The organism is Aureimonas jatrophae, from assembly GCF_900104035.1.
GTDB lineage: Bacteria > Pseudomonadota > Alphaproteobacteria > Rhizobiales > Rhizobiaceae > Aureimonas > Aureimonas jatrophae.
In genome coordinates this window covers 258,139-280,822 of the sequence record NZ_FNIT01000004.1, presented here as the reverse complement: position 1 = coordinate 280,822, position 22,684 = coordinate 258,139, and the positions used below count along the sequence as shown (strand labels likewise).

At 71.1% G+C, this 22,684-nt stretch carries 13 protein-coding genes; 7 read left to right on the top strand and 6 right to left on the bottom strand.

Features of this window, described 5'->3' with window-relative positions:
- The first annotated feature begins 74 nt into the window (after window positions 1-74).
- The 6 genes from BLQ76_RS11235 (at window position 75) to BLQ76_RS11210 (ending at window position 10,329) form a co-directional block, all read left to right on the top strand.
- Window positions 75-1,685: an ABC transporter substrate-binding protein gene (locus tag BLQ76_RS11235; RefSeq protein WP_090673119.1), complete on the top strand. Its 1,611-nt coding sequence runs from the start codon at window positions 75-77 to the stop codon at window positions 1,683-1,685.
- Complete coding sequence (locus BLQ76_RS11230; RefSeq protein WP_090673118.1) at window positions 1,686-4,265, top strand: beta-N-acetylhexosaminidase family protein; 2,580 nt, start codon at window positions 1,686-1,688, stop codon at window positions 4,263-4,265.
- A gap of 32 nt (window positions 4,266-4,297) precedes the next feature.
- On the top strand, window positions 4,298-5,233 hold the full coding sequence (locus tag BLQ76_RS11225) for an ABC transporter permease (RefSeq protein ID WP_090673116.1): 936 nt from the start codon (window positions 4,298-4,300) through the stop codon (window positions 5,231-5,233).
- A 1-nt stretch (window position 5,234) separates the two neighbouring features.
- Window positions 5,235-6,128 carry an ABC transporter permease gene (locus BLQ76_RS11220; protein WP_090673114.1) on the top strand — a complete coding sequence of 298 codons (894 nt, stop codon included), beginning with the start codon at window positions 5,235-5,237 and terminating at the stop codon, window positions 6,126-6,128.
- Between the two features lie 17 nt (window positions 6,129-6,145).
- Entirely contained in the window at window positions 6,146-8,014 is a 1,869-nt protein-coding gene (locus tag BLQ76_RS11215) for an ABC transporter ATP-binding protein (protein WP_090673367.1), read from the top strand.
- Window positions 8,015-8,142: 128 nt separating this feature from the next.
- A complete protein-coding gene (locus tag BLQ76_RS11210; protein WP_090673112.1) occupies window positions 8,143-10,329 on the top strand; it encodes an alpha-amylase family protein in 2,187 nt (728 codons plus the stop codon).
- 60 nt (window positions 10,330-10,389) lie between these two features.
- Here the strand turns inward: BLQ76_RS11210 and BLQ76_RS11205 are convergent, their stop codons facing one another.
- The 6 genes from BLQ76_RS11205 to BLQ76_RS11180 all read right to left on the bottom strand — a co-directional run bounded on the left by BLQ76_RS11205 (window position 10,390) and on the right by BLQ76_RS11180 (window position 21,721).
- A complete protein-coding gene (locus BLQ76_RS11205) occupies window positions 10,390-11,256 on the bottom strand; it encodes a glycoside hydrolase family 26 protein (protein WP_090673110.1) in 867 nt (288 codons plus the stop codon).
- 17 nt (window positions 11,257-11,273) lie between these two features.
- The gene (locus BLQ76_RS11200) at window positions 11,274-13,523 is read right to left on the bottom strand and encodes a glycosyltransferase (protein ID WP_090673108.1); all 2,250 of its coding nucleotides are present in this window, start codon (window positions 13,521-13,523) and stop codon (window positions 11,274-11,276) included.
- The gene (locus tag BLQ76_RS11195) at window positions 13,523-16,702 is read right to left on the bottom strand and encodes a glycosyltransferase (RefSeq protein ID WP_090673105.1); all 3,180 of its coding nucleotides are present in this window, start codon (window positions 16,700-16,702) and stop codon (window positions 13,523-13,525) included. The genes BLQ76_RS11200 and BLQ76_RS11195 overlap by 1 nt, the downstream gene beginning before the upstream one ends.
- 80 nt (window positions 16,703-16,782) lie before the next feature.
- Entirely contained in the window at window positions 16,783-19,047 is a 2,265-nt protein-coding gene (gene glf / locus BLQ76_RS11190) for a UDP-galactopyranose mutase (RefSeq protein WP_090673365.1), read from the bottom strand.
- Between the two features lie 170 nt (window positions 19,048-19,217).
- Complete coding sequence (locus BLQ76_RS11185; protein WP_090673103.1) at window positions 19,218-20,441, bottom strand: glycosyltransferase; 1,224 nt, start codon at window positions 20,439-20,441, stop codon at window positions 19,218-19,220.
- A 248-nt stretch (window positions 20,442-20,689) separates the two neighbouring features.
- A complete protein-coding gene (locus BLQ76_RS11180) occupies window positions 20,690-21,721 on the bottom strand; it encodes an Ldh family oxidoreductase (RefSeq protein ID WP_090673101.1) in 1,032 nt (343 codons plus the stop codon).
- Between the two features lie 179 nt (window positions 21,722-21,900).
- On the opposite strand from BLQ76_RS11180, the gene BLQ76_RS11175 reads away from it, so the two are divergent.
- The gene (locus BLQ76_RS11175; protein WP_090673100.1) at window positions 21,901-22,671 is read left to right on the top strand and encodes a FadR/GntR family transcriptional regulator; all 771 of its coding nucleotides are present in this window, start codon (window positions 21,901-21,903) and stop codon (window positions 22,669-22,671) included.
- Window positions 22,672-22,684: the final 13 nt, after the last annotated feature.

The window sequence follows — 22,684 nt, the reverse complement described above, 5'->3', positions numbered from 1 at the left end:
ACCGACCGGGCGCGCGAACGCCCGCCAGAACCAACGGGCCGCACGGGCGGCCGGACGACGAGGAGGAACAGCCCATGGTCATGAACCGGCGCACGTTCGTCGGCGGCACCGCCGCCCTGGCAGGTCTGGCACTCGCACCCGCCCCGGCGCGGGCTCAAGGGGCGGGGGGAACGCTGCGCATCGCGTTCGCCGCGCGCGGCCTTCGCACCATGGACCCGCAGACCTCGATCCAGGGCGTCGACAACTGGGCGATCATCCACGTCCACGACAAGCTCGTGGACCTTTCGCCCTGGCGCTTTCCGCCCGAGGGCTCCGACCCGGTGCCGCGCCTGGCGACCTCCTGGGAGCGCTCCGCCGACGCCCGCACCTGGACCATCCGCCTGCGCGAGGGCGTGCCCTTCCACAAGGGCTACGGGATCATGACGTCGGACGACGTCAAGTTCACCTTCGACCGGCTGCGCGATCCCGTGCGCTCGGGCGGCGTGCGGCCGAAGTTCCAGAACATCGAGGACGTCTCGGTGGACGGTCCGGCCGCGGTCGTGTTCCGGCTGAAGCAGCCCGACCCGCTCTTCCTGCTCGGCGTCCTCAGCGACTACGACGCCTCCGTCATGTCGCGTCGCGCGCTGGAGGAGAAGGGCGAGAAGGGCATCGCTACGGACCCGATCGGCACGGGCCCCTACAGCCTCGAGACCGTCCACCAGGATCCGGGACAGGGCGTGACGCTTCTGGCCAATCCCGACCATTTCGATGGACCGCCGGCGACCGAGCGCCTCCAGTGCCTCTATATCGCCGACACCACGGCGCGCACGCTCGCCCTCCTGTCGGGCGACGTCCACATGATGGAGGGCGTGCGCTCGCCCGGCTGGGCGGACTCGATCCGGGCGCAGAAGCCCGACCTCGTCTTCGACGTGGTGAGCCCCGGCAGCTTCTTCACGATCCACCCCAACCTGACCGTGAAGCCCTTCGACGATCCAAGGCTCCGCCAGGCGCTGTTTCATGCCATCGACCGCGACGAGATCGCGACCGCGATCGCGCCGATCAGCCAGCGCACCTATGGGCTGAACCCGCCGAGCTTTCCCGGCGGCTTCACGGCGGAGACGATCCCCGCCGAGGTGGCCTACCGCTACGATCCCGACCGCGCCCGCCAGCTCATGGCCGAGGCCGGCGTGCCGAACGGCTTCGCGTTTCGCGCCGACACCTCGCAGCGCGAGGACTACTCGGCGATCATGCTGATGATCCAGGACCAGCTGAAGCGCGTCGGCATCGACATGCAGCTGAACATCAAGGACCATACGGCCTTCCACGCCGACCAGAACACCGGCACCAACACGCTCTCGCAGCACTCCGCCGCGCTGCCGCCCGTGCCGACCCAGCCCATCGTCAACTACCTGTCCACGGCGGCCACCGTGAAGAGCGACGGGAAGGGCGGATCGAACTTCAGCCGCTACGGCACCGCGATCCCCGGCATCGACGACATGCTGGAGGCCGCTCTCGCCGAGCCCGATCTCGCAAAGCGCCTCGACCTCGTGCGCCGGATCGAGGCGAAGGCGCTGGGCGATGCGGTGATCCTGCCGGTCTCCACCAACGGCTTCATGATCGTGCGCTCGCCCGCCGTCGACCTCGGATACAAGGTCGAGTCCGGCTACGTGAACTGGCCGCTCACCAAGGCGAGGATCGTCGCCTAGATGAGCGCTCTTCTCGACACGTCCCGCCGGATCGCCCTCGACGCACCCGCCCTGCGCGATCTCCCGCCGAACGCGCCCGCCCGCTGGGCGCTGGAGGAGCTGGCGCGCGCGCTGGGCGAGCGCGGCGCGGAGCTTGGTGGCGCAGAGCTTGGCGGCGCGTCTCGCGGCGGCGGGGAAACGCTGCGGATCGAGCCCGCGAGCGAGACCGGCGAGGCGGGCGAGGGCTTCGCGCTGCGCCGTGAGGGCGGCACGGTCACGGTCGAGGCGGCCGGAACGCGCGGGCTTGTCTATGCCCTGACGGAACTGGCCGATCGCGTGCGCATGGCGCCCGGCGAGGATCTCTTCGACGGGCCTTTTCCGCGGCAGGAAACGCCGACGGCCCGCGTCCGCTCCATGGCGCGTCTCTACTGCTCGCCCGAGGAGGACCATGCGTGGTTCCACGATCGTCAGGGCTGGCGCGACTACCTCACCATGCTCGCGACGCACCGTTTCAACCGGTTCTCGCTGACGCTCGGCATGGGATACAACTATCCCTACCATAATCCGTGGATCACGGACGTCAGTTTTTACTTCCCCTATCCGTTCCTGCTGGACGTGCCGGGCTACGGAGTGGACGTCGCGGAGCTGCGCACCGAGGAGCGCGAGGAGAATCTCGAGGCGCTGCGCTTCATCGGGCGCGAGGCGGCGCGGCGCGGCCTCGACTTCCAGCTCGCGCTCTGGACGCAGAGCTACGATTTCTCGGACGTTCCGCGCGCCAACTACACGGTGCGCGGCATCACGCGCGAGAACCATGCCGGCTACTGCCGCGATGCGATCACGCAGCTCCTGCGGGCCGTTCCCGAGATCACGGGCCTGACCTTCCGGGTCCACGTGGAAGGGGGCATCGCGGAAGGGGACTACGGCTTCTGGCGCGAGGCCTTCGCGGGCGTCGCGGCGGCCGGCCGGCCGGTCGAGATCGACCTTCACGGCAAGGGTCTCGACGAAACGGTTCTCGACCTCGCCCGGCAGAGCGGCATGCCCTTCGCCGCCTCGCCCAAGTATCTCGCCGAGCACATGGGCCTGCCCTACCACCAGTCGGCGATCCGCGAGAAGGAATACCCGCCCGAACAGCCGCGCTCGGCGCGCGAACAGCTCAGCGAGGGCTCGCGCAAGTTCCTGCGCTACAGCTACGGCGACCTTCTGCGCAAGGACAAGGACTACAAGGTCCTCTACCGGATCTGGCCGGGCACGCAGCGCCTGCTGCTCTGGGGCGACCCGAAGCTGGCGGGCGGCTACGGGCGCTCCTCCATGTTCGCGGGCTCCGACGGAGTGGAATGGTGCGAGCCGCTCTCGTTCAAGGGGCGCATGGGCACCGGCATGCCGGGCGGGCGATTCGGCTACCGGCGCCAGGGGCTGGCGACGCGCCGCGACTGGGAGAAGTACCGCTACCAGTATCGCGTCTGGGGCCGGCTCCTGTTCGATCCCGAGGCCCCGCGCGAGACGTGGATGCGCGAGCTGCGCCACGAGTGCGGCGAGGCGGCCGACGCCTGCGAGACGGCGCTCGCGGCGGCGAGCCGCGTCCTGCCGCTCGTGACGCTCACGCACGGCCCCTCGGCCTCCAACAACTACTACTGGCCCGAGATCTACACGAACCTCTCCCTGATCGAGAGCGCGGGCGCGCTCGCCTACCGCTTCGACATGACCGGGCCGATGCGGTTCGGAAACGCGCCGACCTTCGATTCCGAGCTCTTCGCCACCGCCCGCGAATGGGCCGAGCGCCTGCTCGCAGGCGAAGCGGAACACCGCTACACGCCGTTCGACGTCGCGCTTTGGCTGGACGCGCTGGCCGATACCGCGGAGGGCGCCGTGCGGGCGATCGACGCCAGCCGCGACGGCACGCGCGCGCCGGCTCTTCGCATCCGGCACGACAGCGCGATCCTCGCCGGCATCGCGCGCTACTTCGCCGAGAAGCACCGCGCCGCCGTCCATGCCGAGCTCTTCGTGGCGACCCGCGTCACCACGCTGCTGGAGCCGGCGATCCTTCACATGCGCCGGGCCGTCGCGGCCTGGGAGGGGATCGCGGCGGTTTCGCGTGAAACCTATGCCGACGACCTGACCTTCGGTCCCCAATCCTGGCTGCGCGGCTCCTGGCACACGCGCCTGCCCGAGATCCGGGCCGAGCTTCTGGACCTCGAAGCGCTGCGCGGCGGCGGGCTCACCGAAACGCGCCGGCCGACGGCGGAGACCGAACGGGCCCTTGCGGCGCTGGACGCCTGGCAGCCGGCGCGCGCGCTTCTCGACGGACCGGCGGGCGAGGCGGATTTTCGGAGTGGCGAGCCCTTCGCCGTCTCGCTTCAGGCCGAGGCCGACGCGCCGCCGGTCCTGTACTATCGGCACGTCAACCAGGCCGAGCGCTGGCAGTCCCAGCTCATGCGCCGGGAGAACGGCGCCTGGCATGGCGAGATCCCGCGGGACTACACGCGCTCGCCCTTCCACCTCCAGTACTTCGTCAGCCTCTCGCAGGGCGGCGTCGCGGTGCTCGGTCCTGGCCTGGCGGCGGACCTCAGCAACGAACCCTACCGGACGGCCCTGCAACGCTGAACCACGGCACGGCGCGGGGAGGCGCCCGACCCATGACGCGATACATCCTGACGCGACTGCTCGACGCGATTCCGACGGTTCTTCTCGTCCTGGCGCTGGTCTTCCTCGCCATGCGCATCCTGCCGGGCGATCCGGCGATCGCCGCGCTCGGCGAACTGGCCACCCCCGAACAGCTCGCCAGCTTCCGCGAGCGCATGGGCCTGAACGAGCCGCTGTGGATGCAGTTCATCACCTTCGTGTGGGGCGTCCTCACCCTCGACTTCGGCTCCTCGCTCCTGAACAACCGGCCGGTTCTCGACCTCATCCTCTACAACCTGCCCTACACGATCGAGCTGACGGTCGCGGCGATGCTGCTCGGGACGGTGGTCGGCATCCCGCTCGGGGTCCTTGCCGCCACCCATCGCGACCGCTGGCCCGATAGCGGCGTGCGCGGCTTCTCGCTGATCGGCTACGCCGTGCCCGACTTCTATCTCGGCGCGCTGCTCCTGATCGCCTTCTCGCTGAACCTCGGCTGGTTCCCGATCAACGGCGGCGGCGAGGGGTTCCTCGACCGCCTGCATCACCTCGTCCTGCCCGCGGTCACGCTCGCCATGGTGAAGGCCGCCTTTATCGGCCGCCTGACGCGCGGCTCGCTGCTCGAAGTCCTGTCGCGGGACTACGTGCGCACCGCGCGGGCCAAGGGCGCGCGCGAGAACCGCGTGATCTACCGCCATGGCCTGCGCAACGCGCTGCTGCCGATCGCGACCGGCCTCGGTCTGTCGACGCTTGCCACCCTCTCGGGCTCGGTCGCGATCGAACTCGTGTTCAACCGGCCCGGCATCGGCAAGCTGCTGATCAGCGCGATCGCGGAGCGCGACTACGCCGTGATCCAGGGCGGGGTCGTGGTCTTCGCGCTGTTCGTGGTGCTGATCAACCTCCTGATGGACCTCGTCTACGTCTTCATCGATCCACGCGTCCGGGTGAGCTGACATGACCCTTGCGACCGATCATCACCATCCCGTCCTGATCCCTTCCGACCCGCAGGCGGGACTGCTCGGCGTCCTGCGCCGCATCCTCTTCGGGCGCGTGTCGACGACGCTCGCCTTCGCGCTCGTCGTCCTCTTCGTGCTGGTGGCCGCCTTCGCGCCGCTGATCGCGCCCTACGATCCGCTGCGCCAGAGCATCATCCAGATCAACCGCCTGCCGAGCGCGGCCAACTGGCTCGGCACCGACCAGTTCGGCCGCGACGTCTTCAGCCGCTTGATCTACGGCGCGCGCAACTCGCTGATCTTCGGCCTCCTGTCGCCGCTCCTTGCGGCGATCTTCGGAACGCTGCTGGGCATCACGGCGGGCTATTTCGGCGGGCTCGCCGATCGCCTGATCTCGCGCGTCGTCGATCTCCTGCTCGCCTTTCCCGAGCTTCTGCTCGCGATCCTGATCGCGGCGGTGCTAGGCGGCGGCTTCTGGAACATCATCGCCGTGATCACCGTGGCCTTCATTCCCGGCTTTGCGCGTGTCGCACGGGCCCAGACGCTCGCCGTGCGCCAGGAGCCGTATGTCGAGGCCGCGATCTCCATGGGCGTCTCGACGCCGGTCATCCTCGTGCGCCACGTCCTGCCCAACATCACCGCGCCGATCATCGCCCTGATGACGCTCTGGGTCGCCTCGGCGATCCGGCTCGAGGCGGCGCTCAGCTTCCTCGGCATCGGCACGCAGCCGCCCAACCCCAGCTGGGGCAACATCATCCGCGACGGGCTGAACAACCTGTTCGGCTCGCCCTGGCCGATCGTCGGCGCGGGTCTCGCCATCACCGGCGTCGTGCTCGCCTTCAACCTCCTGGGGGACGCGGTGCGCGACGTGCTCGACCCCTCCACCGGACGATAGGGGCGGGAGCCATGCTCATGACCTTCGAACGCCGCGACGCCGCCCGAAACGCGGAACCCGCCACCGGGCCGGTTCTCTCGGTGCGGGACCTGCGCACCGCGTTCCGCACGCGCTCGGGCTGGCTGCCCATCGTGCGGGGCGTGTCGTTCGACATCGCGGAGCGCGAAACGCTGGCGGTGGTGGGCGAGTCGGGCTCGGGCAAGAGCGTCACGGCGCTGTCGATCATGCGCCTTCTCGACCGCGCGTCGAGCCGCATCGAGGGATCGGTTCGGATCGACGGGCGCGAGCTGGTCGGCCTGCCCGAGGCCGAGATGCGCGAGATGCGCGGGCGTGCCATGGGCATGGTGTTCCAGGAGGCGATGACGAGCCTCAACCCGCTCCTGACCGTCGGCGACCAGATCGCCGAGGTCCTGGAGATCCACCGCCTCCAGGAAGGCGCGGCGGCGCGCGAGGAGGCCGTGCGGCTGCTCGAGCGGGTGCGCATTCCCGGCGCCCGCGCCCGCGCCATGGACCACCCGCACGCCCTTTCGGGCGGCATGCGCCAGCGCGTCATGATCGCGCTCGCGCTCGCCTGCCGGCCCCGCCTCCTGATCGCCGACGAGCCCACCACCGCGCTCGACGTCACGATCCAGTCGCAGATCCTCCAGCTGATCAAGGAGCTGCAGCGCGAGGAGGGGATGGGCGTCCTCTTCATCACCCACGACATGGGCGTCGTCGCCGAGATCGCCGACCGCACGGTGGTGATGCTGGGCGGCGAGGTGGTGGAAAGCGACGAGACCGACGCGATCTTCGCCGGCGCCCGGCACCCCTACACTCGCGCGCTCCTAGCAGCCGTGCCACGCCTCGGCTCGCGCGGCGTCGGAAGCGGACCCGAGCACTTCCCGCTGGTGGACCGGGCGAGCGGGGAACTCCGTCCCGCCCGGCCGCAGCCCGATACGGTGGACCGGCAGGCCGAGCCCGTCCTGCAGGTCCGCAACCTCGTCAAGCGTTTCGACCTGCGCTCGGGCTTCTTCGCCAAGGTGACGGGTCGCGTCCATGCGGTGGAGAACGTTTCGTTCGATCTCAGGGCCGGCGAGACGCTGTCGCTGGTCGGCGAGTCGGGCTGCGGCAAGTCCACAACGGGCCGCGCCGTCATGCGCCTCGTGGAGCCCAACAGCGGCACGGTCCGGGTGGCGGGCGCGGACCTCGTCGGGCTGGAAGCGCGCCGGCTGCGCGACGTGCGCCGCCACATCCAGATGATCTTCCAGGATCCCTTCGCCTCGCTCAACCCACGCATCCCCGTGGGCGCGGCGGTCGCCGAGCCGTTCCTGACCCACCGGATGGGCACGAGGGCCGAGGCGCGCGCCAAGGTCGCCGACCTTCTCGGCCGCGTCGGGCTCGACCCTTCGGCGGCCTCGCGCTTTCCCCAGCAGTTCTCGGGCGGGCAGCGCCAGCGCATCTGCATCGCGCGCGCCCTCGCGCTCGACCCGAAGGTCATCGTCGCCGACGAAAGCGTGTCGGGCCTCGACGTCTCGATCAAGGCGCAGGTGATCAACCTTCTCATGGAGCTGCAGGCGAGCCTGGGCATCAGCTACCTCTTCATCAGCCACGACATGGCGGTGGTGGAGCGCATCAGCCATCAGATCGCCGTCATGTATCTCGGCGAGATCGTGGAGATCGGGCCGGCCGGATCCGTCTTCTCCAGCCCGCAGCACCCCTACACCCGCCGCCTCATCTCGGCCGTTCCCGTGCCCGATCCGGCCCGCCGCCGCGAGGTGCGGCCGGTGAGCAACGACGAGATCAAGAGCCCGATCCGGCCCGCCGACTACGAGCCGCCCGCGCGACGCTACCGGCAGGTCGGCGAGAACCACCTCGTCCAGGAGTGGGACGGGGACTGGATACCCTGACACCCCAGCGCCGGCCCGTCGGCGCTCCGAACCGACCCATGCCGCGGACCGGATGCGGGCCGCGAACAACGAGGCACGCCTAGACGGGGCGGCCTGCGATCGCCGCAGCGAGGAAGGACACCCCACCCATGGACAACCGACCCTGGTACCGACGGACCCTGCGCTGGGGTCAGACCAACCTCGTGGAGATCGACCCGGAGCGCTACGACGCCGAGTGGTGGAGGAATCACTGGCGCCGGACGCGTGTCCAGGGCGCGATCGTGAACGCGGGCGGGATCGTCGCCTACTACCCGTCCGCCGTTCCCCACCATCACCGCGCCGAGCGCCTGGGTGCCCGCGACCTCTACGGCGAGATCGTGCGGGCCGCCCGCGAGGAGGGTCTCGCCGTGGTCGCGCGCATGGACTCCAACCGCGTGGCGGCCGACCTCTTCGAGGCCCATCCCGACTGGATCTGCCGCGATGCGGCGAGCGAGCCCTACCGGCAGGGTGACAAGTACGTCACCTGCATCAACTCGGGCTACTACCGCGACCACCTGCCGGCCGTGATGCGCGAGATCGTCGAGCGCTCGTCGCCCGACGGCTTTGCCGACAACAGCTGGGCCGGCCTCCCGCGCCGGCACATCTGCCACTGCCAAAACTGCCGCGACGGCTTCGACGCCGAGACCGGCCACGCGCTGCCCGAGCGGCACGATCCGGCGAGCGAGACCTATCGCGCCTGGATCAGGTGGAACTACCGCTGCCGCACGCGCCTCTGGGAGCACAACAACCGGGTCACCACCGAGGCCGGCGGCGAGCACTGTCTTTGGAACGGCATGATCAGCGGCGACGTCCTCAACAATGGCGCCCGCTTCATCGATCTGCGCGCCATTCTCCAGCGCTCGCGCATCGTGATGCTCGACCACCAGCGACGCAGCGCCGTTGACGGTTTCGAGCAGAATACCGAGGCGGGACGGCGCCTCCACGAGCTCGCGGGCTGGGACGTCCTGATCCCCGAGTCGACGCCGCAATACCAGCTCGGCCAGCCGGCCTTCCGCCTGTCCTCGATGCCGGAGGCCGAGGTGCGCCTTTGGTCGTCGGCCGGGTTCGCCGGCGGCATCCAGCCCTGGTGGCACCACATCGGCGCGCTGCACGAGGACCGTCGTCAGTACCAAACCGCCGCGCCGATCTTCCGCTGGCATGCCGAGAACGAACGCTATCTGGTCGACCGGCAGCCGGTCGCCGATGTCGGCGTGGTCTGGTCGCAGGAGAACCACGATCTCCACGGGGGAGCCGAGGCCGAGGAGCGGACGCTCGATCCCTATCGCGGCGCGGCGGAGGCGCTCCATCGGGCCGGGCTCGCCTGGCTGCCCGTCCATGCCGAGGACGTCGAGGCGGCGGCGGGGCGGTTCCGCGTGCTTCTCCTGCCCAATCTCGGCGTCCTGTCGGACCGGCAGGTGGCGGCGGTCGAACGCTTCGCAGCCGACGGCGGATCGGTGATCGCGACCGGCGAGACGAGCGGGCTCACGGCCGAGGGGGATGCGCGCGCCGACTTCGCGCTCGGCGCCTTGTTCGGCATCCGCCGGCGAGGAACAGCGAGCCACGGCGGAACGGGACCCATCAGCGAGAGCATCGAGGACAGCGAGCGGCACACCTACCTGCGGCTTGCGCCCGAACTGCGCGCCGGCGTTGATGGCCCGCGCGATGCGACCGCGCCCGCACCGGACGGCACCCGCCATCCGGTCCTCGACGGGTTCGAGGCGGCCGATACGCTTCCCTTCGGCGGCGTCCTGCCCGAGATCGAGGCGGGCGAGGGGACGCAGGTGCTGGCGACCTTCGTACCGGACTTCCCGATCTTTCCGCCGGAAACGTCGTGGATGCGCCGGCCGCGCACCGAGCTTCCGGCGATCACCGCGCGCGAGGCCGGGGCGGCCCGTCTGGTCTGGTTCGCCGCCGATCTCGACCGGTGCCTGGCCCGCGACGGCGCGCCCGACCACGCCCGACTGCTCGCCAACGCGGTGCGCTGGTGCCTGGACGGCCGCGCGAGCGTGGAACTTGCGGGCGCGCAGGGCTTCGTCACCCCCTCGCTCTTCCGGCAGGGCGAGCGCTGGATCCTGCATCTCAACAACCGGCTCGTCACCGCCAGGGTGCCGGGACGTCAGAGCGAGCTCGTCGCGATCGGCCCGATCCGCGTCGCGCTGCGCGGGCTTCCGGCCGGCGCATCCGGCCCGGCCGACCTGCGCGTCGCTGGGGCACGGGTCGAGGTCGAGCGCTCCGGCGACCAGCTGACCTTCGAGGTGCCGGCGGTGCGCGACCACGAGGTCGTCGTGATCGATTGACGAACGGGCGCCGACGAGCCCGGCGGCGCCGCAACAGGGCGGATGGGCGCCCGCGCCCGGTCACGGCGCCGCCCGGCGCTCCAGAAGGGCGGCCGACAGGCTCGGGTCGAGCGTCAGGTCCGCGTGGATGAGCCCGTGGTCCCAGCGGTGCCGGTGCGGCGCGTTCCAGGCCGGCGAGTCGACGATCGGGTAGAGGCAGACGCCTGCGACGGGCGCGCGCGAGCGCTCCACCTCGGCGAGGACGTGGCGCAGCCAGTCGCCCTTGTCGTCGATCCCGCGCCAGCGGCGGGGGTGGCCCTTGTGGAGGCCGGTCTCGGCGATCATCACCGGCTTGCCGTAGCGCGCGGCAACGTCGCGCAGCGAGCGGGCGATGCTGCGCCGCAGGTCGTGCGGGTAGACGTTGATGCCGACGACGTCGGCCGTGTCGGCCAAGGCATGGGCGCCGATCTCGTGCGGCCGGTGCGCGGGCTCGGAGGTGACGAGACGCAGGCGGGGCAGCCGCTCGCGAAGGATCGCGAGGATACGGCGCGCCTGCTCGACCACGAAGGCGGTGCTTTCGCCGGGCACCATGCGCGGATGGAAGCTCGTCTCGTTGAAGCAGCACCAGAAGGTCTCGGCCGGCGCGACCGCGAGAACCGCCTCGGCCACCCGCCGCGCGTAACCCTCGGGGTCGGCATGGCGCCAGTAGTGGTTGAGGTCCCAGATCACCTCCATGTCCGCCTCGCGCGCGACCCGGAGGCGCGGCTCGATCGGCAGCCAGGGCGGCAGGCCGTCGCGCGCGGTGCGGATTCCGTGCGCCCGGAGGATGGCGTAATGCGCCGCCATGCGCGCTTCGGGCAGGTGGTGCGTACCGGTGAGAAGGCAGAAGTTTCCCTGCCATTCCAGGCGGCCGCACTCGAAACCCGCCTGGAGAAAGGATCGAAACACCGGCGAGGCAGCGCCCGTCAGGCCCCGAACTCCATCGCGCGCTGACGCTTCAGCTCGGCGGCGAGCGCGGGATCGGCGATCCGTTCGCGAGCATCGGCCGAGAAGCGCAGCAGCCCGTTCGGACAATAGCGCTCGTCGTCCCAGCCGGGATGGTCGAGAACGGGGTAGAGGCACAGGCCCTCGACCGGCACGCCCCGGCGCATGGCGGCGCGCACCTCGCCCTCGACATAGGCGAGCCACTCCGCGCGCCGGTCGCCCTCGATGCCCGTTTCGGCGACGAAGATCGGACGGCCGTAGCGGGCGAAGGTTTCCGTCAGGAGGTCGCGGAACGGCTTGTAGAGGGGATGGCCGATGTCGATCGGCGGGCCGCCGTGGATCCACTGGTTGTTGAAGTAGTAGTTGACCCCGACGATATCGAGCAGCGCCTCGTGCCCGCCGATCTGCGGCCAAGCGCGGCCCGCCAGCATGTCCCAGGCCTGGAACTGCGCCTGCCGGTGCCCCTCGGCATGGGCCGCCTCGTGCGGGCGCGAGGGATCGGTGATGACGTTGATGACGGGATCGGCATGCACGAAGCGCGCGCGCGGATCGATGCGCCAGATCGCCTCCATCGCTGAAATCGCGGCGCGCGAGAGCTGCACCTTGAGCTCGTGCGCGCGTCCGTGCGCGAAGGGGTTGAGGTAGCCGGCGTCGCCCCCGCCCCAGGCAAAGAAGGAAATCTCGTTGACCGGGGCGTAGAAGGGCACGCCCTCGGTCTCGGCCCCGATCACGCGCGCGGCTTGCGCGGCAAAGCGCGTGAAGCGCTCCACGAATTCGGGGCGCCAGATGTCGATATCGTCCGGCCAGCCGTAGTGAAGGATGTCCCAGACGACCTGCGTGCCGGTTTCCTTCGCCGCCCGGAGCTGCGCCTGGAGGCTGCTCCAATCAGAGCGGCCGGGCTCGGGCTCGATGAGGTGCCAGCGCAGGCCGTCGCGCACGGTGCGGATACCGTGGCCTTGGAGCGCGGCGTAGTCCTCGCGCGCGAAGCGGTCGTGGTAGCTCGCCGCGATCATGTCGACGCGGCGCCGGTCGTGCACGCGGCGGTGCGAGGAGGATTCGAAGCCCCCCTGGTGGAACGAGCGGAAGAGCTGCGGCCGGTGCGGCGCGGGCCGGGTCTCGCGCAGAACCTCCTCGATCAGCGCTTCCCACTGCGCCACCACGACCGGCACGGCGTAGTCGCGCTCGACCTTGGCCCGGAGCGCGGCACCGAGGTTCCTTCGGCGTGCGGGGTCGTCGATCAGAGCCAGCATCGCCCGGGCGACGGCGGGCGGGTCCTCGTGCGGCACGAAGACGCCGCTGACGCCGTCCTGGATCTGCTCGGTCGTACCGTTGTCGGCGGTGGCGATCACGGCCAGGCGCGCCGCGCCCGCTTCCGCGATCACATGCGGCATCCCCTCGCCGCGCGACAGCCAGACGAAGACGTCGAGCGCGGCCAAAAGCTCGGGCACGTCGGCCCGGTCGCCGAGGAAGCGCACGGCGTCACCGAGCCCGAGCGCGCGGGCGCGCTCGTAGAGCGCCTGCGCGTAATCGGGCAGAAAGGCGTCGGGACCGCCGATCACCAGGAAGCGCGCGTCGGGGCGCGTGCGTCGGACGAGGGCGGCGGCCTCCAGGAAGTCCTCGACGCGCTTCTTGGGGTCGAGCCGGCCGAGCCAGCCGATCACCGGCGTCTCGGGCGAGAGGCCCAGCGCCCGGCGCGTGGGCTCGCGCGCGGCCGGATCGAAGGGCGCGAGGTCGACCGTCGACGGGATCTCCAGCGCGCAGGTCTCGCGGCCCGGCATGCGCGAGGCGGCGGCATCCCGGATCGAGCGGCAGACGCCGACATAGCGGCTGGTGAAGTGCTTGGGGCCGCCGAGCGCTTCGGACACGAGCCCGCCGTGCTCGATCAGGGGCGGGCGCAGGTGCAGCCGCTCCAGCGCGGGGTAGATGTCGGCGACGTTCTGGCAGGAGACCACGAGGTCGTAGCCCGCGAGCTTGCCCGCGAGATAGCTAATCGTGTCCTCGAAGGAGAGCGTGTAGGGCGTGCGGTCGACCGATACGCCCAAGGCTTCCAGCTGCTGGTGGGTCTGCTCGGGCATGCCTTCCTTGCGAAAGCACGCGACGACGTCGATGCGATAGCGCCGGGGATCGAGATGGTGCGCCAGATGGCGCACCTCGGTCTCCTCGCCGCCCACCACCAGCCAGGCGAAGACGAACAGGATGCGGACGGGCTCCGGGCCGGCCTCGCTCGCCATCAGTCGCGGACCTTGAACACGACCTGCAGGAAGTCCGGCCGCTCGTCCACGAGATGACGCAGGAAGCGCGGCGCGTCCTCGAAGTCCACGACGTGGGTGATCATGTGCTCGGCGATGTCGCGCCCGCGTGCCTGGAGAAGCCCGATCGTCTCGGCCGCAAGCCGCCGGCGGTTCCATTCGAAGCCGAGACCTCGCGGCACCCGGTTGATCTGCGCGCAGCGGATCGCCAGTCCGTTGTGATGGAACTCCTCGCCCAGGCGCAGCGGCTCCGCCCCGCCCTGGTAGAAGGCGAGATCAATGACGGTGCCCTGCGGGCGAAGCGCGCGAAGCGCGGCGTGGAGGCTGCGCGCGTCCGCGCGCGTCTGGAACACGAAGTCCGCGCCCCGATCGCCGCCCCCGTGGTGCCAGTTCGCCTTGGCGTGGTTCCAGGCCTGGTCCTCGCCCATCGCCGTAAAACCGAGCGCCTCGATGCGCGCGCGCCGGAAGGGCGAGGGATCGGCGACGACCACCTCGCCGGCCCCCGCCCGGGCGGCGAACAGCGCCGTCAGAAGACCCACCACGCCGCCGCCGATGACTAGCACCGGACGCCCGGCGACCCCCTGCCCCAGCCGTTCGACATGGCCGCCCGCCAGTTCCGCGTCGGCATGGAGGATGCCGTTGGCGGCGATCGGACCCATCTGCGCGACGTAGATACCGAGCATCGGATCGACGCCCTCCGGCAGCTTCACCAGAAGATCGTGGAACGGGTCGGCCGTGTGGCCGCTCTTGTGGGCATAGGTCGAGGCGACGATCTCGCCGGCCTTGTACCCGGGGGCGCGGGATTCCGTGACGCGCGCCACCTCCATGTATCCAAGGAACGGCACCGGAAAGTGCTGCCCGGCCTCGCCCGGAACGAAGACGCCCCGCCCGCCGTCCCAGCGCGAATGGAGATAAGGGTTGGTGTTCTTGAAGAAGGTCAGCTCGGTGCCGGCCGAGAAGCCGGAATACAGCGTGTCGAGGCGCACCTGTCCCTCGCCCGGAGGTCCCTCCTCGTACTGGAAGTGGTAGGCCTCGCCCGGCCGCTCGATGCCGAGCGATCGCACGTGCCGATGGCCGGGCGGCAGCTGCCCCGGCTCCGGCCGTGGCGGGAAGCGAAGCGGCGCGGGCGCCGCGCGCGGAGCGGTGTCGGGCTGGAGATGCACGACCTCGCCGGTGCGCGCCGACTGCACCACGGCCAGCGCGAGGCGGTGCGTCGCGAGCGCGTCGGCGTAGGGGCAGCGGATGCGGTTCTCGCCGCCCGCGACCGCGTCGATGAAGTCGCGATCCTCGCGCCAGACCGGATCGCCGTCGGCGCCGCGCATCGGCCGCCCGCGTCCGACGTCCACCATGATGTCGCGGTCCGTCAGCTCGATCGCCAGCCGGTCGGCGAAGATGTGAAGGCCGACGCGGTGGTTCCAGCCGAGAAGGCAGGTCGAGGCGATGTTGGCGACGACGCCGTTCGCAAACGTCAGGCTGGCGGTCGAGGTGGTCGGAACGTCGAGACCGGGAAAGGCCTCGCGATCGCGGTGCGCCGCGCGGCCGTAGACCTCGCTCACCTCGCCCACCAGAAAGCGGGCGAGGTCGAGAAGATGCGTCGCCTGCTCCACCATCTGGCCGCCCGACTGGTCCTCGCGCCACCACCATTGCGGCGGCGGCGTCGAGTCCAGCCAGTAGCCCGACAGGAGCTGCGGCGGATTGTCGGCGAGCAGCGCGCGCGCCTCGTCCACCGTGTCGAGATAGCGCCAATGGTAGCCGACGGCGGTGACGAGGTTCTTGCGCGCCACCTCGGCGGCGATCGCTTCGGCGGTCGCGATGTCGAGCGAGACCGGCTTCTCCACGAAGAAGGGCAGCCCCCGCGCGATCGCCTCGCGCTCGGGCCCGCCATGGGCGAAGGGCGGCACGCAGATATAGACGGCATCGAGCTCGCAGCTGTCCATCAGGGCGGCGGCGCTGTCGAAGGCTCGGGCGCCGAAGCGCGCCGCGGCGTCCTCGGCGCGCCCCCGGTCCGGATCCGCGAAGCCGACGATCGCGACGTCCTCGAAACCCTCCAAGATGCCGAGGTGGCGGTGGGCGATGCCGCCGGCGCCGACAAAGCCGATCCGGATGGTCTTCATGCTGCTGTTCCGTGTTTCGCGTTGGGGGAAGGGGGCGAGCCGGCCGTAGAGCGCGGCGGTCGCCGCCGCCATGTCGGCTGCCCGAAACGTCGTCTCGAAGCGGATCCGTCCTGCCTGGCCGGCGCGAGCCAGTTCCGCGCGGTCCGCCAGGGCGAGGGCCAGCGTCTCGCGCAGCGAGGCGGCATCGCCCGGTTCCGCCAGCCAGCCGGTGCCGTTGTCCTCGACCGCCTCGCTCGTGCCGCCGATGCGGGTCGCGACCACCGGCAGTCCGGCGGCCATCGCCTCCAGCACCACGAGCGGCAACCCCTCGAAGAGCGAGGGCAGGACCAGGCAGTCGGCGGCCGCCATGAGGTCCGCGACGTCGTCGCGCTCGCCCAGGAAGCGCACCGTTCGGCCGAGGCCGATCGCGCCTGCCCGATCCTGGAGCGTGGCGCGCAGAGGGCCGTCGCCCGCCAGCAGGCAGACGAGGTCCGGATGCCGCTCGCGCAGGCCGGCCAGCGCATCCAGAAGAACGCCGTGACCCTTCTGCTCGGTCATCCGCGCGACCACGAGAAGCGCCGTCGCGTCCGATGGGAGGCCGAGGTCGTGCCGGACGGCGGCGCGCTCGCGGAGCGGCGGGCTCGGATCGACGCCGTTCGCGATCGCGTGGATCCGGGCCGGATCGATGCCTGCCGCAACGAAGCTGTCGGCGGCGGTGCGCGACACGCAGACCAGCGCGTCGAGGTCGCGCACGGCCTGGCGATGGGCGGCGATCTGGGCAGGGTCGGTCAGAACGAAGGGCAGATGCTCGGTGCGCAGGACCGTGGCGACGCCGGCCGCCCGGCCGGTCGCGGCGAGTTCGTGCCCCTCCCAGCCGATGCCGGCATGGACGTGGAGGATGTCGGGGCGCCAGCGACGCAGCGCCGCCTCGATCGAGGAAGGGTCGTCGGCGTCGATGTCGATCGCGGCGAGGTTCTCGCGCAGCGCGCGCCGCCCCAATCCACCGCGCGGGTCCGCGGCGATCGCCACGTCCCAGTCCACGGCGAGCGCCCGCGCCAGCGTCAGCATGTGCGCGCCCACGCCCGAGGGCACGAGGCTGTCGGTGGCAAGAAGCAGGCGAGGGCGGGGTCGGGTCCGGCCGGCGCGGCTCAAATCGCGGGTCCGGCCGCCGCGCCGGACGTGGCGATGCCGCTCCGGGCCGGGCGACGTCCCATGCGGTCGAACGTCGTCAGCGCCTGGGCCACCACCTGGTCCATGTTGTAGTAGCGATAGGTCGCCAGACGACCGACGAAGCTGACGTCCGGCGTCGCGTTGGCCAGCGCCTCGTAGCGCCGGTAGAGCGCGCGGCTCTCCTCGCGCGGCACCGGATAGTAGGGCTCGCCCTCGTCGGACGGGATCTCGTAGGAGATGCTGGTCTTCGGGTGCCGCTGCCCGGTCAGGTGCTTGTACTCGGTGATCCGGGTATGGGGCACCGCGCCGTCGGGATAGTTCACCACCGCGACGGGCTGGAACTGGGAGCGCTCGTGCGTCTCGTGCCGGAAGGCGAGGCTGCGATAGGGAAGCCGGCCGAAGCGGTGGTCGAAGAACTCGTCCACCGGCCCGGTGAAGACGGTGTGGCGCACCTCGACCCGATCGCGGACGGCGCGATAGTCCATGCCGGTCCGCACGGTGATGTTCGGATGGGCCAGCATCCGCTCGAACAGGGCGGTGTAGCCCTGCGCGGGCATGGCCTGGAAGCGGTCCAGGAAATAGCGGTCGTCGGTGTTGGTACGCGTGGGCACGCGCGCCGTGACGGACGGGTCGAGCTGCGAGGGATCGAGGCCCCACTGCTTGCGCGTGTAGCCGCGAAAGAAGGTCTCGTAGAGTTCGCGCCCGACCGCCGAAACCACGACGTCCTCCGCCGTGCGGATCTCGGCCACCGGCTCCGCGCGCTGCGCAAGGAAGCGCTCGGCCTCGGCGTCGCTGGCGAGGTCGAGGCCGTAGAGGGTGTTCAGCGTCGTGCGGTTGATCGGGATCGGCAGGAGCTGCGCGCCGACGCTCGCCACGACGCGGTGCTCGTAGGGGCGCCATTCGGTGAAGCGCGAGAGGTAGTCGACGACGCGCTGGCTGTTGGTGTGGAAGATGTGCGGGCCGTAGCGGTGAACCAGGACGCCCGCCGCGTCGTGGTGGTCGAAGGCGTTGCCGGCGACGTGGTCGCGGCGGTCGATCACGAGGACGCGCTGCCCCGCCTCCGCCGCGAGCCGCTCGGCCAGAACCGCACCGGCGAAGCCCGCGCCCACGACGAGCGCATCGAAGCGCTCGCGCCGCGCCGCGCCGCCGACCGCGGGCATCGAAGGGGCCTCGTCGTTGGCCGCCCGCGTCGCCGCAAGGCGCGCCGCCAGCACCGCCTCGCCGAGGATCGCGGCCATGCGGTGCTGGGTGGTGTCCCAGGAGATGTCGGCGAGAAGGGCGTCGGCCTGTTGCAGCCAGGCGCCGGTGCGCCCGAGCGCGAGCGCCGCCTCGCAGGCCTCCACGAAGCCCGCCGCATCGCGCGCGATCCGCACGCCGTCCAGCGCGCCGTAGTGGCGCACCACGTCGGTGATCGCGGTGGACACGACCGGTCGCCCGCCGGCGAGGTATTCCGGGGTCTTGGTGGGGCTGATGAAACGCGTCGCCTCGTTCAGCGCGAAGGGCATCAGCGCCACGTCCCAGCCCGCGAGATAGGCGGGAAGCTCGCCGTAGCCCTTGGCGCCCAGCCAGTGGATGTTGGCGGCGCGCGGCAGCTCGGCCGGGTCGATCTTGGCGACCGGCCCGAGCAGGACGAAGCTCCAGCCGGGCCGCAGCGCTGCGGCGTCGCGCAGGAGATCGAGATCGAGGCGCTCGTCGATCACCCCGTAGAAGCCGAGCACCGGCCCCGGCAGGCCCGCCTGGTCGGCGGGCACGGCGAGCCCCGGCTCGCGGGCCGCGCCGAAATGAGCGCCGTCCACGGCGGACGGGAAGGGGTGGATGTTGCCATGGCGGTGGCGCTTGGCCTCGAACAGGCTCCACCCGCCGGTGAACACCGCGTCGGCCCGGGCGATCAGCCGGGTTTCAAGCTCGACGAGGCGCGGGTCGGCAAAGCGGAAGCCGGTGAGCTCGTCCATGCAGTCGTAGACCACAGCCGCCGCGTCCACCTCGCCCGCAAAGGCGAACATCATCGGCGTGTAGAACCACAGAACCGGCGCCGCCGTGGTGGCGGTCTCGACGAGCATGGCCAGAAGCTGCGCCAGTCCCGCCTCGCGCTCCTCGACGCTCCACCAGTGCGGCAGGCGCGGCCGCAGGGCGATGACGCCGTCCTGCGCGAAGGGGTGGAACTCCAGAAACGGCAGCGGGTGATCGCAGGGGATGAACTCCTCGAAGAAGAACACCTTCCGGTCGCGCGCGAAGCGCCGCATCAGATGCTGTGGCCGCTGGGTCACGAAATCCCAGCGCAGGTGCGAGAAGCAGATGATCGGCGCCTCGTCGTGAGGCGCCTTCAGGGCATCGCCGAACCTTGCCGCCGGGGCGCCGGCAGCTCCAGGAAACTCCAGCGTCATGCCCGTCCCTTTACACCATCGCAACCCGACTAGCCGAGCACATGTCGCGGCGCGATGCGATGACGGTCGCCGTTGAATTCCCGTAGCAGCGACTGAAAATGGCGAACCGTATGAGGCCAGGTCCAGTGCGCCATGGCGACATCCCGGGGCCGAAACCGGGGGAGCGCGTCCAGCATCTCGATGATCGCGGATCCGAAGCGCTCGGCGGAAGCGGTCCGGCCGGTCTCCGCGGTGATGAACTGAAGGCCGCAGGCAAGCCGCTCGTTGGCCAGAACCGGCAGGCCGGCGAGCATGTACTCGGTGAGGATCGCCGGCGCGCCGTCGTCCACGCCGCAGACGACGCCGATTTTCGCCAGGTTCATCAGCCGGTTGACCTCGGCGAACGGGACGCCCGGCGGCCCCACGAAGTCGACGTGCAGCTCGCGCTCGGCGGCCTGCCGGCGCAGGTCCTCGCCCATCTCGCCGTAGCCGATGACGCATAAGGCTCTCAAAGGGCGCGGCGCGCTGGCGAGCGCGTCGAACAGGATGTCGTGGCGCTTGTAGGGTTGCGCGGCTGCGACATAGACGACGTCGTAGGGCTTCTCGCCGCCCAACGGACGAAAGGTCGCATCGTCGGCGAACTCCGGCCCGATCGGCATGACCGCGGTCCGCAGGCCCGGATGACGCCGCTCGACCTCGTCGGACTGCCACGGCGCGCCGGTGAGCACGAGATCGAAGTGGCGGCTGACCTCGGGCGGGACGCGCAGCGCCGGCGCGTCGATCGAGTTGTAGACCTTGAAGCTGTTCCGGCAGGCGGCGAGGATCCGCTCGTCGACCCCCAGCCCCAGAACCACGAGAATGTGCGGTGCGCCCGCGGCCTGAATGAAGCGCAGCATGTCCTGCGAGGCGAAGGGAGCCGCCTCCGCGTCGACCCGGAACACGCGGCGTCCGAGACCCGAACCGTCGCGTCGCAGCGGCGGCGCGTCGGCGGCGCGGCTGTGGTGCCAGACCTCCCCGTGCCGCACGAGGCCGGCCGCGATGCAGGCGAGCGGCAACCGCTCGAGATAGCCGCCCACGACGCGGACCGGTTCGCCCGTTCCCTCGCCGCTGTCGTCGGGCCGGAACGGCTCGCGCGACAGCCGCTCCGGCCATTGGTTTGCGCGCTCGGCCAGGGTCCGGTCGTCGAAGCCGTGCGGCGGCCAGCCCTCCACGAGATCTCCCACGACCACGATCGAGGGATGTTCCGCCAGCGCCGCCGCTTCACCCAGATCCATCCGAACGCCTTCCCATCCATCGCAAAGCCGTTGTTCGGCGCGCCGTCATCTAGCGCCGAAATCCGTTCAAGCGCGTCGAGGATCGGGAGACGCCCACCGAAACCGCGGACCCGCCATGATCCCGTGCGGGTCTGCGTTGCCGCTATCTGAAGAGCATCCGGTTCTCGACGCATGGGGCATCGTGGGGCACCGGCCTTGTCCGGCCGGGCATCGCCGCCCCGCGTCCGTCTTTGCCGGCTATGGGGCGCTCAGCCGAAGCCCAGAAAGGCCGCCGTGTCCGGGTCCAGGGGGATGCCGTTCGCCAAGCGCTCCGCTTCCACCGCCCATTCCCGGTCGCCCGGCGCCAGCACCGGCGCGGACCCGTCGGCGGCGGGACTGGCCCGCAGCATCGCGAGATAGGCGCCGATGCCGGCCGCGAACGCGTCCCGGCCACCGAAGCGGTCCGGATCCAGCGCCAGAACGAAGTGCCCCATGCCGCGCGGGGTGGACATGTCCGCCGTGCCCACCATGGGAATGAAGTCCGGGTCCAGCGTCGAGCCGGTCAGGAGCGCCGCGAAGAGCGTGGCGACGCCCGCCAGCGCCGCGCCCTTGAAGCCGAAGCCGGGCCCGCCGAGCGGCAGCAGCATCGTCGCCGCCTCGGCCTCGCGCGTCGGTTGGCCGGCCGCATCCGCCGCGACGCCCTCCGGCAGGTCGGAACCGAGCGATCGATACAGAAGGACGCGGTTCAGCGGGATCGACGACGTCGCCATGTCGAGGAGCCATGGGCGCCCCGCCCCGACCGGGGCCGCGAAGGCGAGCGGGTTGGTTCCGTGAAACGGGGTGGCGCCGCCGAACAGGGCGACCACCGAGTCCGAGTTGGTGGTGGCGAAGCCGACCAGACCGGCTTCGGCGATCACGCGTGCGTAGGCGCCGGCCGCCCCGAAGTGCGAGGATCGCGTGGCGCCGACCGCGCCGATCCCGCTTTCCCGCGCGAGGTCGACCGCGACCTCCACGGCGCGATAGGCCACGAGGTGTCCCAGCCCGTTGTCGCCGTCCACCATCGCCGTGGAGGGTCCGGTCCGTCGGACCGACAGCGTCGGCGTCGGGTTGACCCGACCGGAGGCGAGCACCTGGCAGTAATGGGCGACGAGCCGCGCCCCGTGACTGTCGACGCCCAGAAGCGAGGCATGCATCATCGCGCGTCGGGCGGCTGCCACCGACTCCGCAGAGGCGCCGGTGCGCCCGAGCGCCTCCTCCAGGCCCTGGCGCAAGCGGTCGGCTGCGATGACGATCGTGTTCAAGGCATTCTCCAAGCGTTCGCGACGGATCGCCCGCCGCTGGATGCGGCCGCGACTGTCGGCTGCTTCCCGCCGGCAAACAAGACCGGGCCGTTGGCCGGTCGACCGGCGGATCCGCTTGACCGGCCGGGAGCGCGGGCGCTACGGTCCGCTGGTTCGGTTATCGGACCAGTTGTTCTCCTATGGTCAATCCCCTGCCCCGGTTCGTCCTCGAGAACGCGCCCGAGCTGCGCGAGGCGGTGGTGCGGCGCAACGTGCGCGACGGGGTGGCCGACAAGATCGCGCTCCTGATCGCCTCCGGCACCCTCAAGGTGGGCGACGACCTGCCGAGTGAGCGGCATCTGGCGGCCGCGCTGCAGGTCAGCCGCGAGTCGGTGCGTGCCGGCATCGCGATCCTGGGCGCGCAGGGCCTCCTGCGGATCGCGCACGGCGCGCGCACGCGCGTCGTGTCGGACGCGCTTCAAACGCCGTTCCGCCTGCCGCGCGAGGCCGGCGGCAGCGATCCCTACGGCCTGGACGACGTCCATGCGGCGCGGCTTCTGGTGGAGCGCCCGGTGGTGGGCGACGCCGCCGAGCGCATCACGGACGAGACGCTTCTGTTCCTGCGCGAGGCGGTGCGGGCCCAGCGCGCCGCGATCGGCGATCCCGTGCGCTTCCTGATCTCGGACCGCGAGTTCCACACCGCGATCTACCGCGCCTGCGGCAACGCCGTGCTCGCCGACTTCGTGATCGACCTGTTCGGCACCATGGTGGAGTTTCGCCGCCGGGCGGTCGCCGAGCCCGGCGCGATCGAGCGCAGCATCGCCGATCACGAGCGTATCGTCGCCGCGCTGGAGGGGCGTGACCGCGACCGGGCGGTCGAGGCCATGGATGCGCATCTGGAGCGCATCTATCGCACCACGCGCCAGGCCATCGTCCAGTCGGCGCAAGCGACCGGCGCATCAGATCGATAAGCGCCAAAGGCGC

Bases quoted from the DNA above. Each gene is read 5' to 3' on its own strand.
- BLQ76_RS11195 (WP_090673105.1), bottom strand. From the start codon at position 16,702: ATGCTGACGCTGGCGCGGGCGCTCGCCGTGGACTGGGACGTGGCGATC.
- BLQ76_RS11230 (WP_090673118.1), top strand. From the start codon at position 1,686: ATGAGCGCTCTTCTCGACACGTCCCGCCGGATCGCCCTCGACGCACCC.
- glf (WP_090673365.1), bottom strand. From the start codon at position 19,047: ATGCGGCGCTTCGCGCGCGACCGGAAGGTGTTCTTCTTCGAGGAGTTC.
- BLQ76_RS11235 (WP_090673119.1), top strand. From the start codon at position 75: ATGGTCATGAACCGGCGCACGTTCGTCGGCGGCACCGCCGCCCTGGCA.
- BLQ76_RS11175 (WP_090673100.1), top strand. From the start codon at position 21,901: ATGGTCAATCCCCTGCCCCGGTTCGTCCTCGAGAACGCGCCCGAGCTG.
- BLQ76_RS11215 (WP_090673367.1), top strand. From the start codon at position 6,146: ATGACCTTCGAACGCCGCGACGCCGCCCGAAACGCGGAACCCGCCACC.
- BLQ76_RS11200 (WP_090673108.1), bottom strand. From the start codon at position 13,523: ATGGCGAGCGAGGCCGGCCCGGAGCCCGTCCGCATCCTGTTCGTCTTC.
- BLQ76_RS11220 (WP_090673114.1), top strand. From the start codon at position 5,235: ATGACCCTTGCGACCGATCATCACCATCCCGTCCTGATCCCTTCCGAC.
- BLQ76_RS11210 (WP_090673112.1), top strand. From the start codon at position 8,143: ATGGACAACCGACCCTGGTACCGACGGACCCTGCGCTGGGGTCAGACC.
- BLQ76_RS11185 (WP_090673103.1), bottom strand. From the start codon at position 20,441: ATGGATCTGGGTGAAGCGGCGGCGCTGGCGGAACATCCCTCGATCGTG.
- BLQ76_RS11225 (WP_090673116.1), top strand. From the start codon at position 4,298: ATGACGCGATACATCCTGACGCGACTGCTCGACGCGATTCCGACGGTT.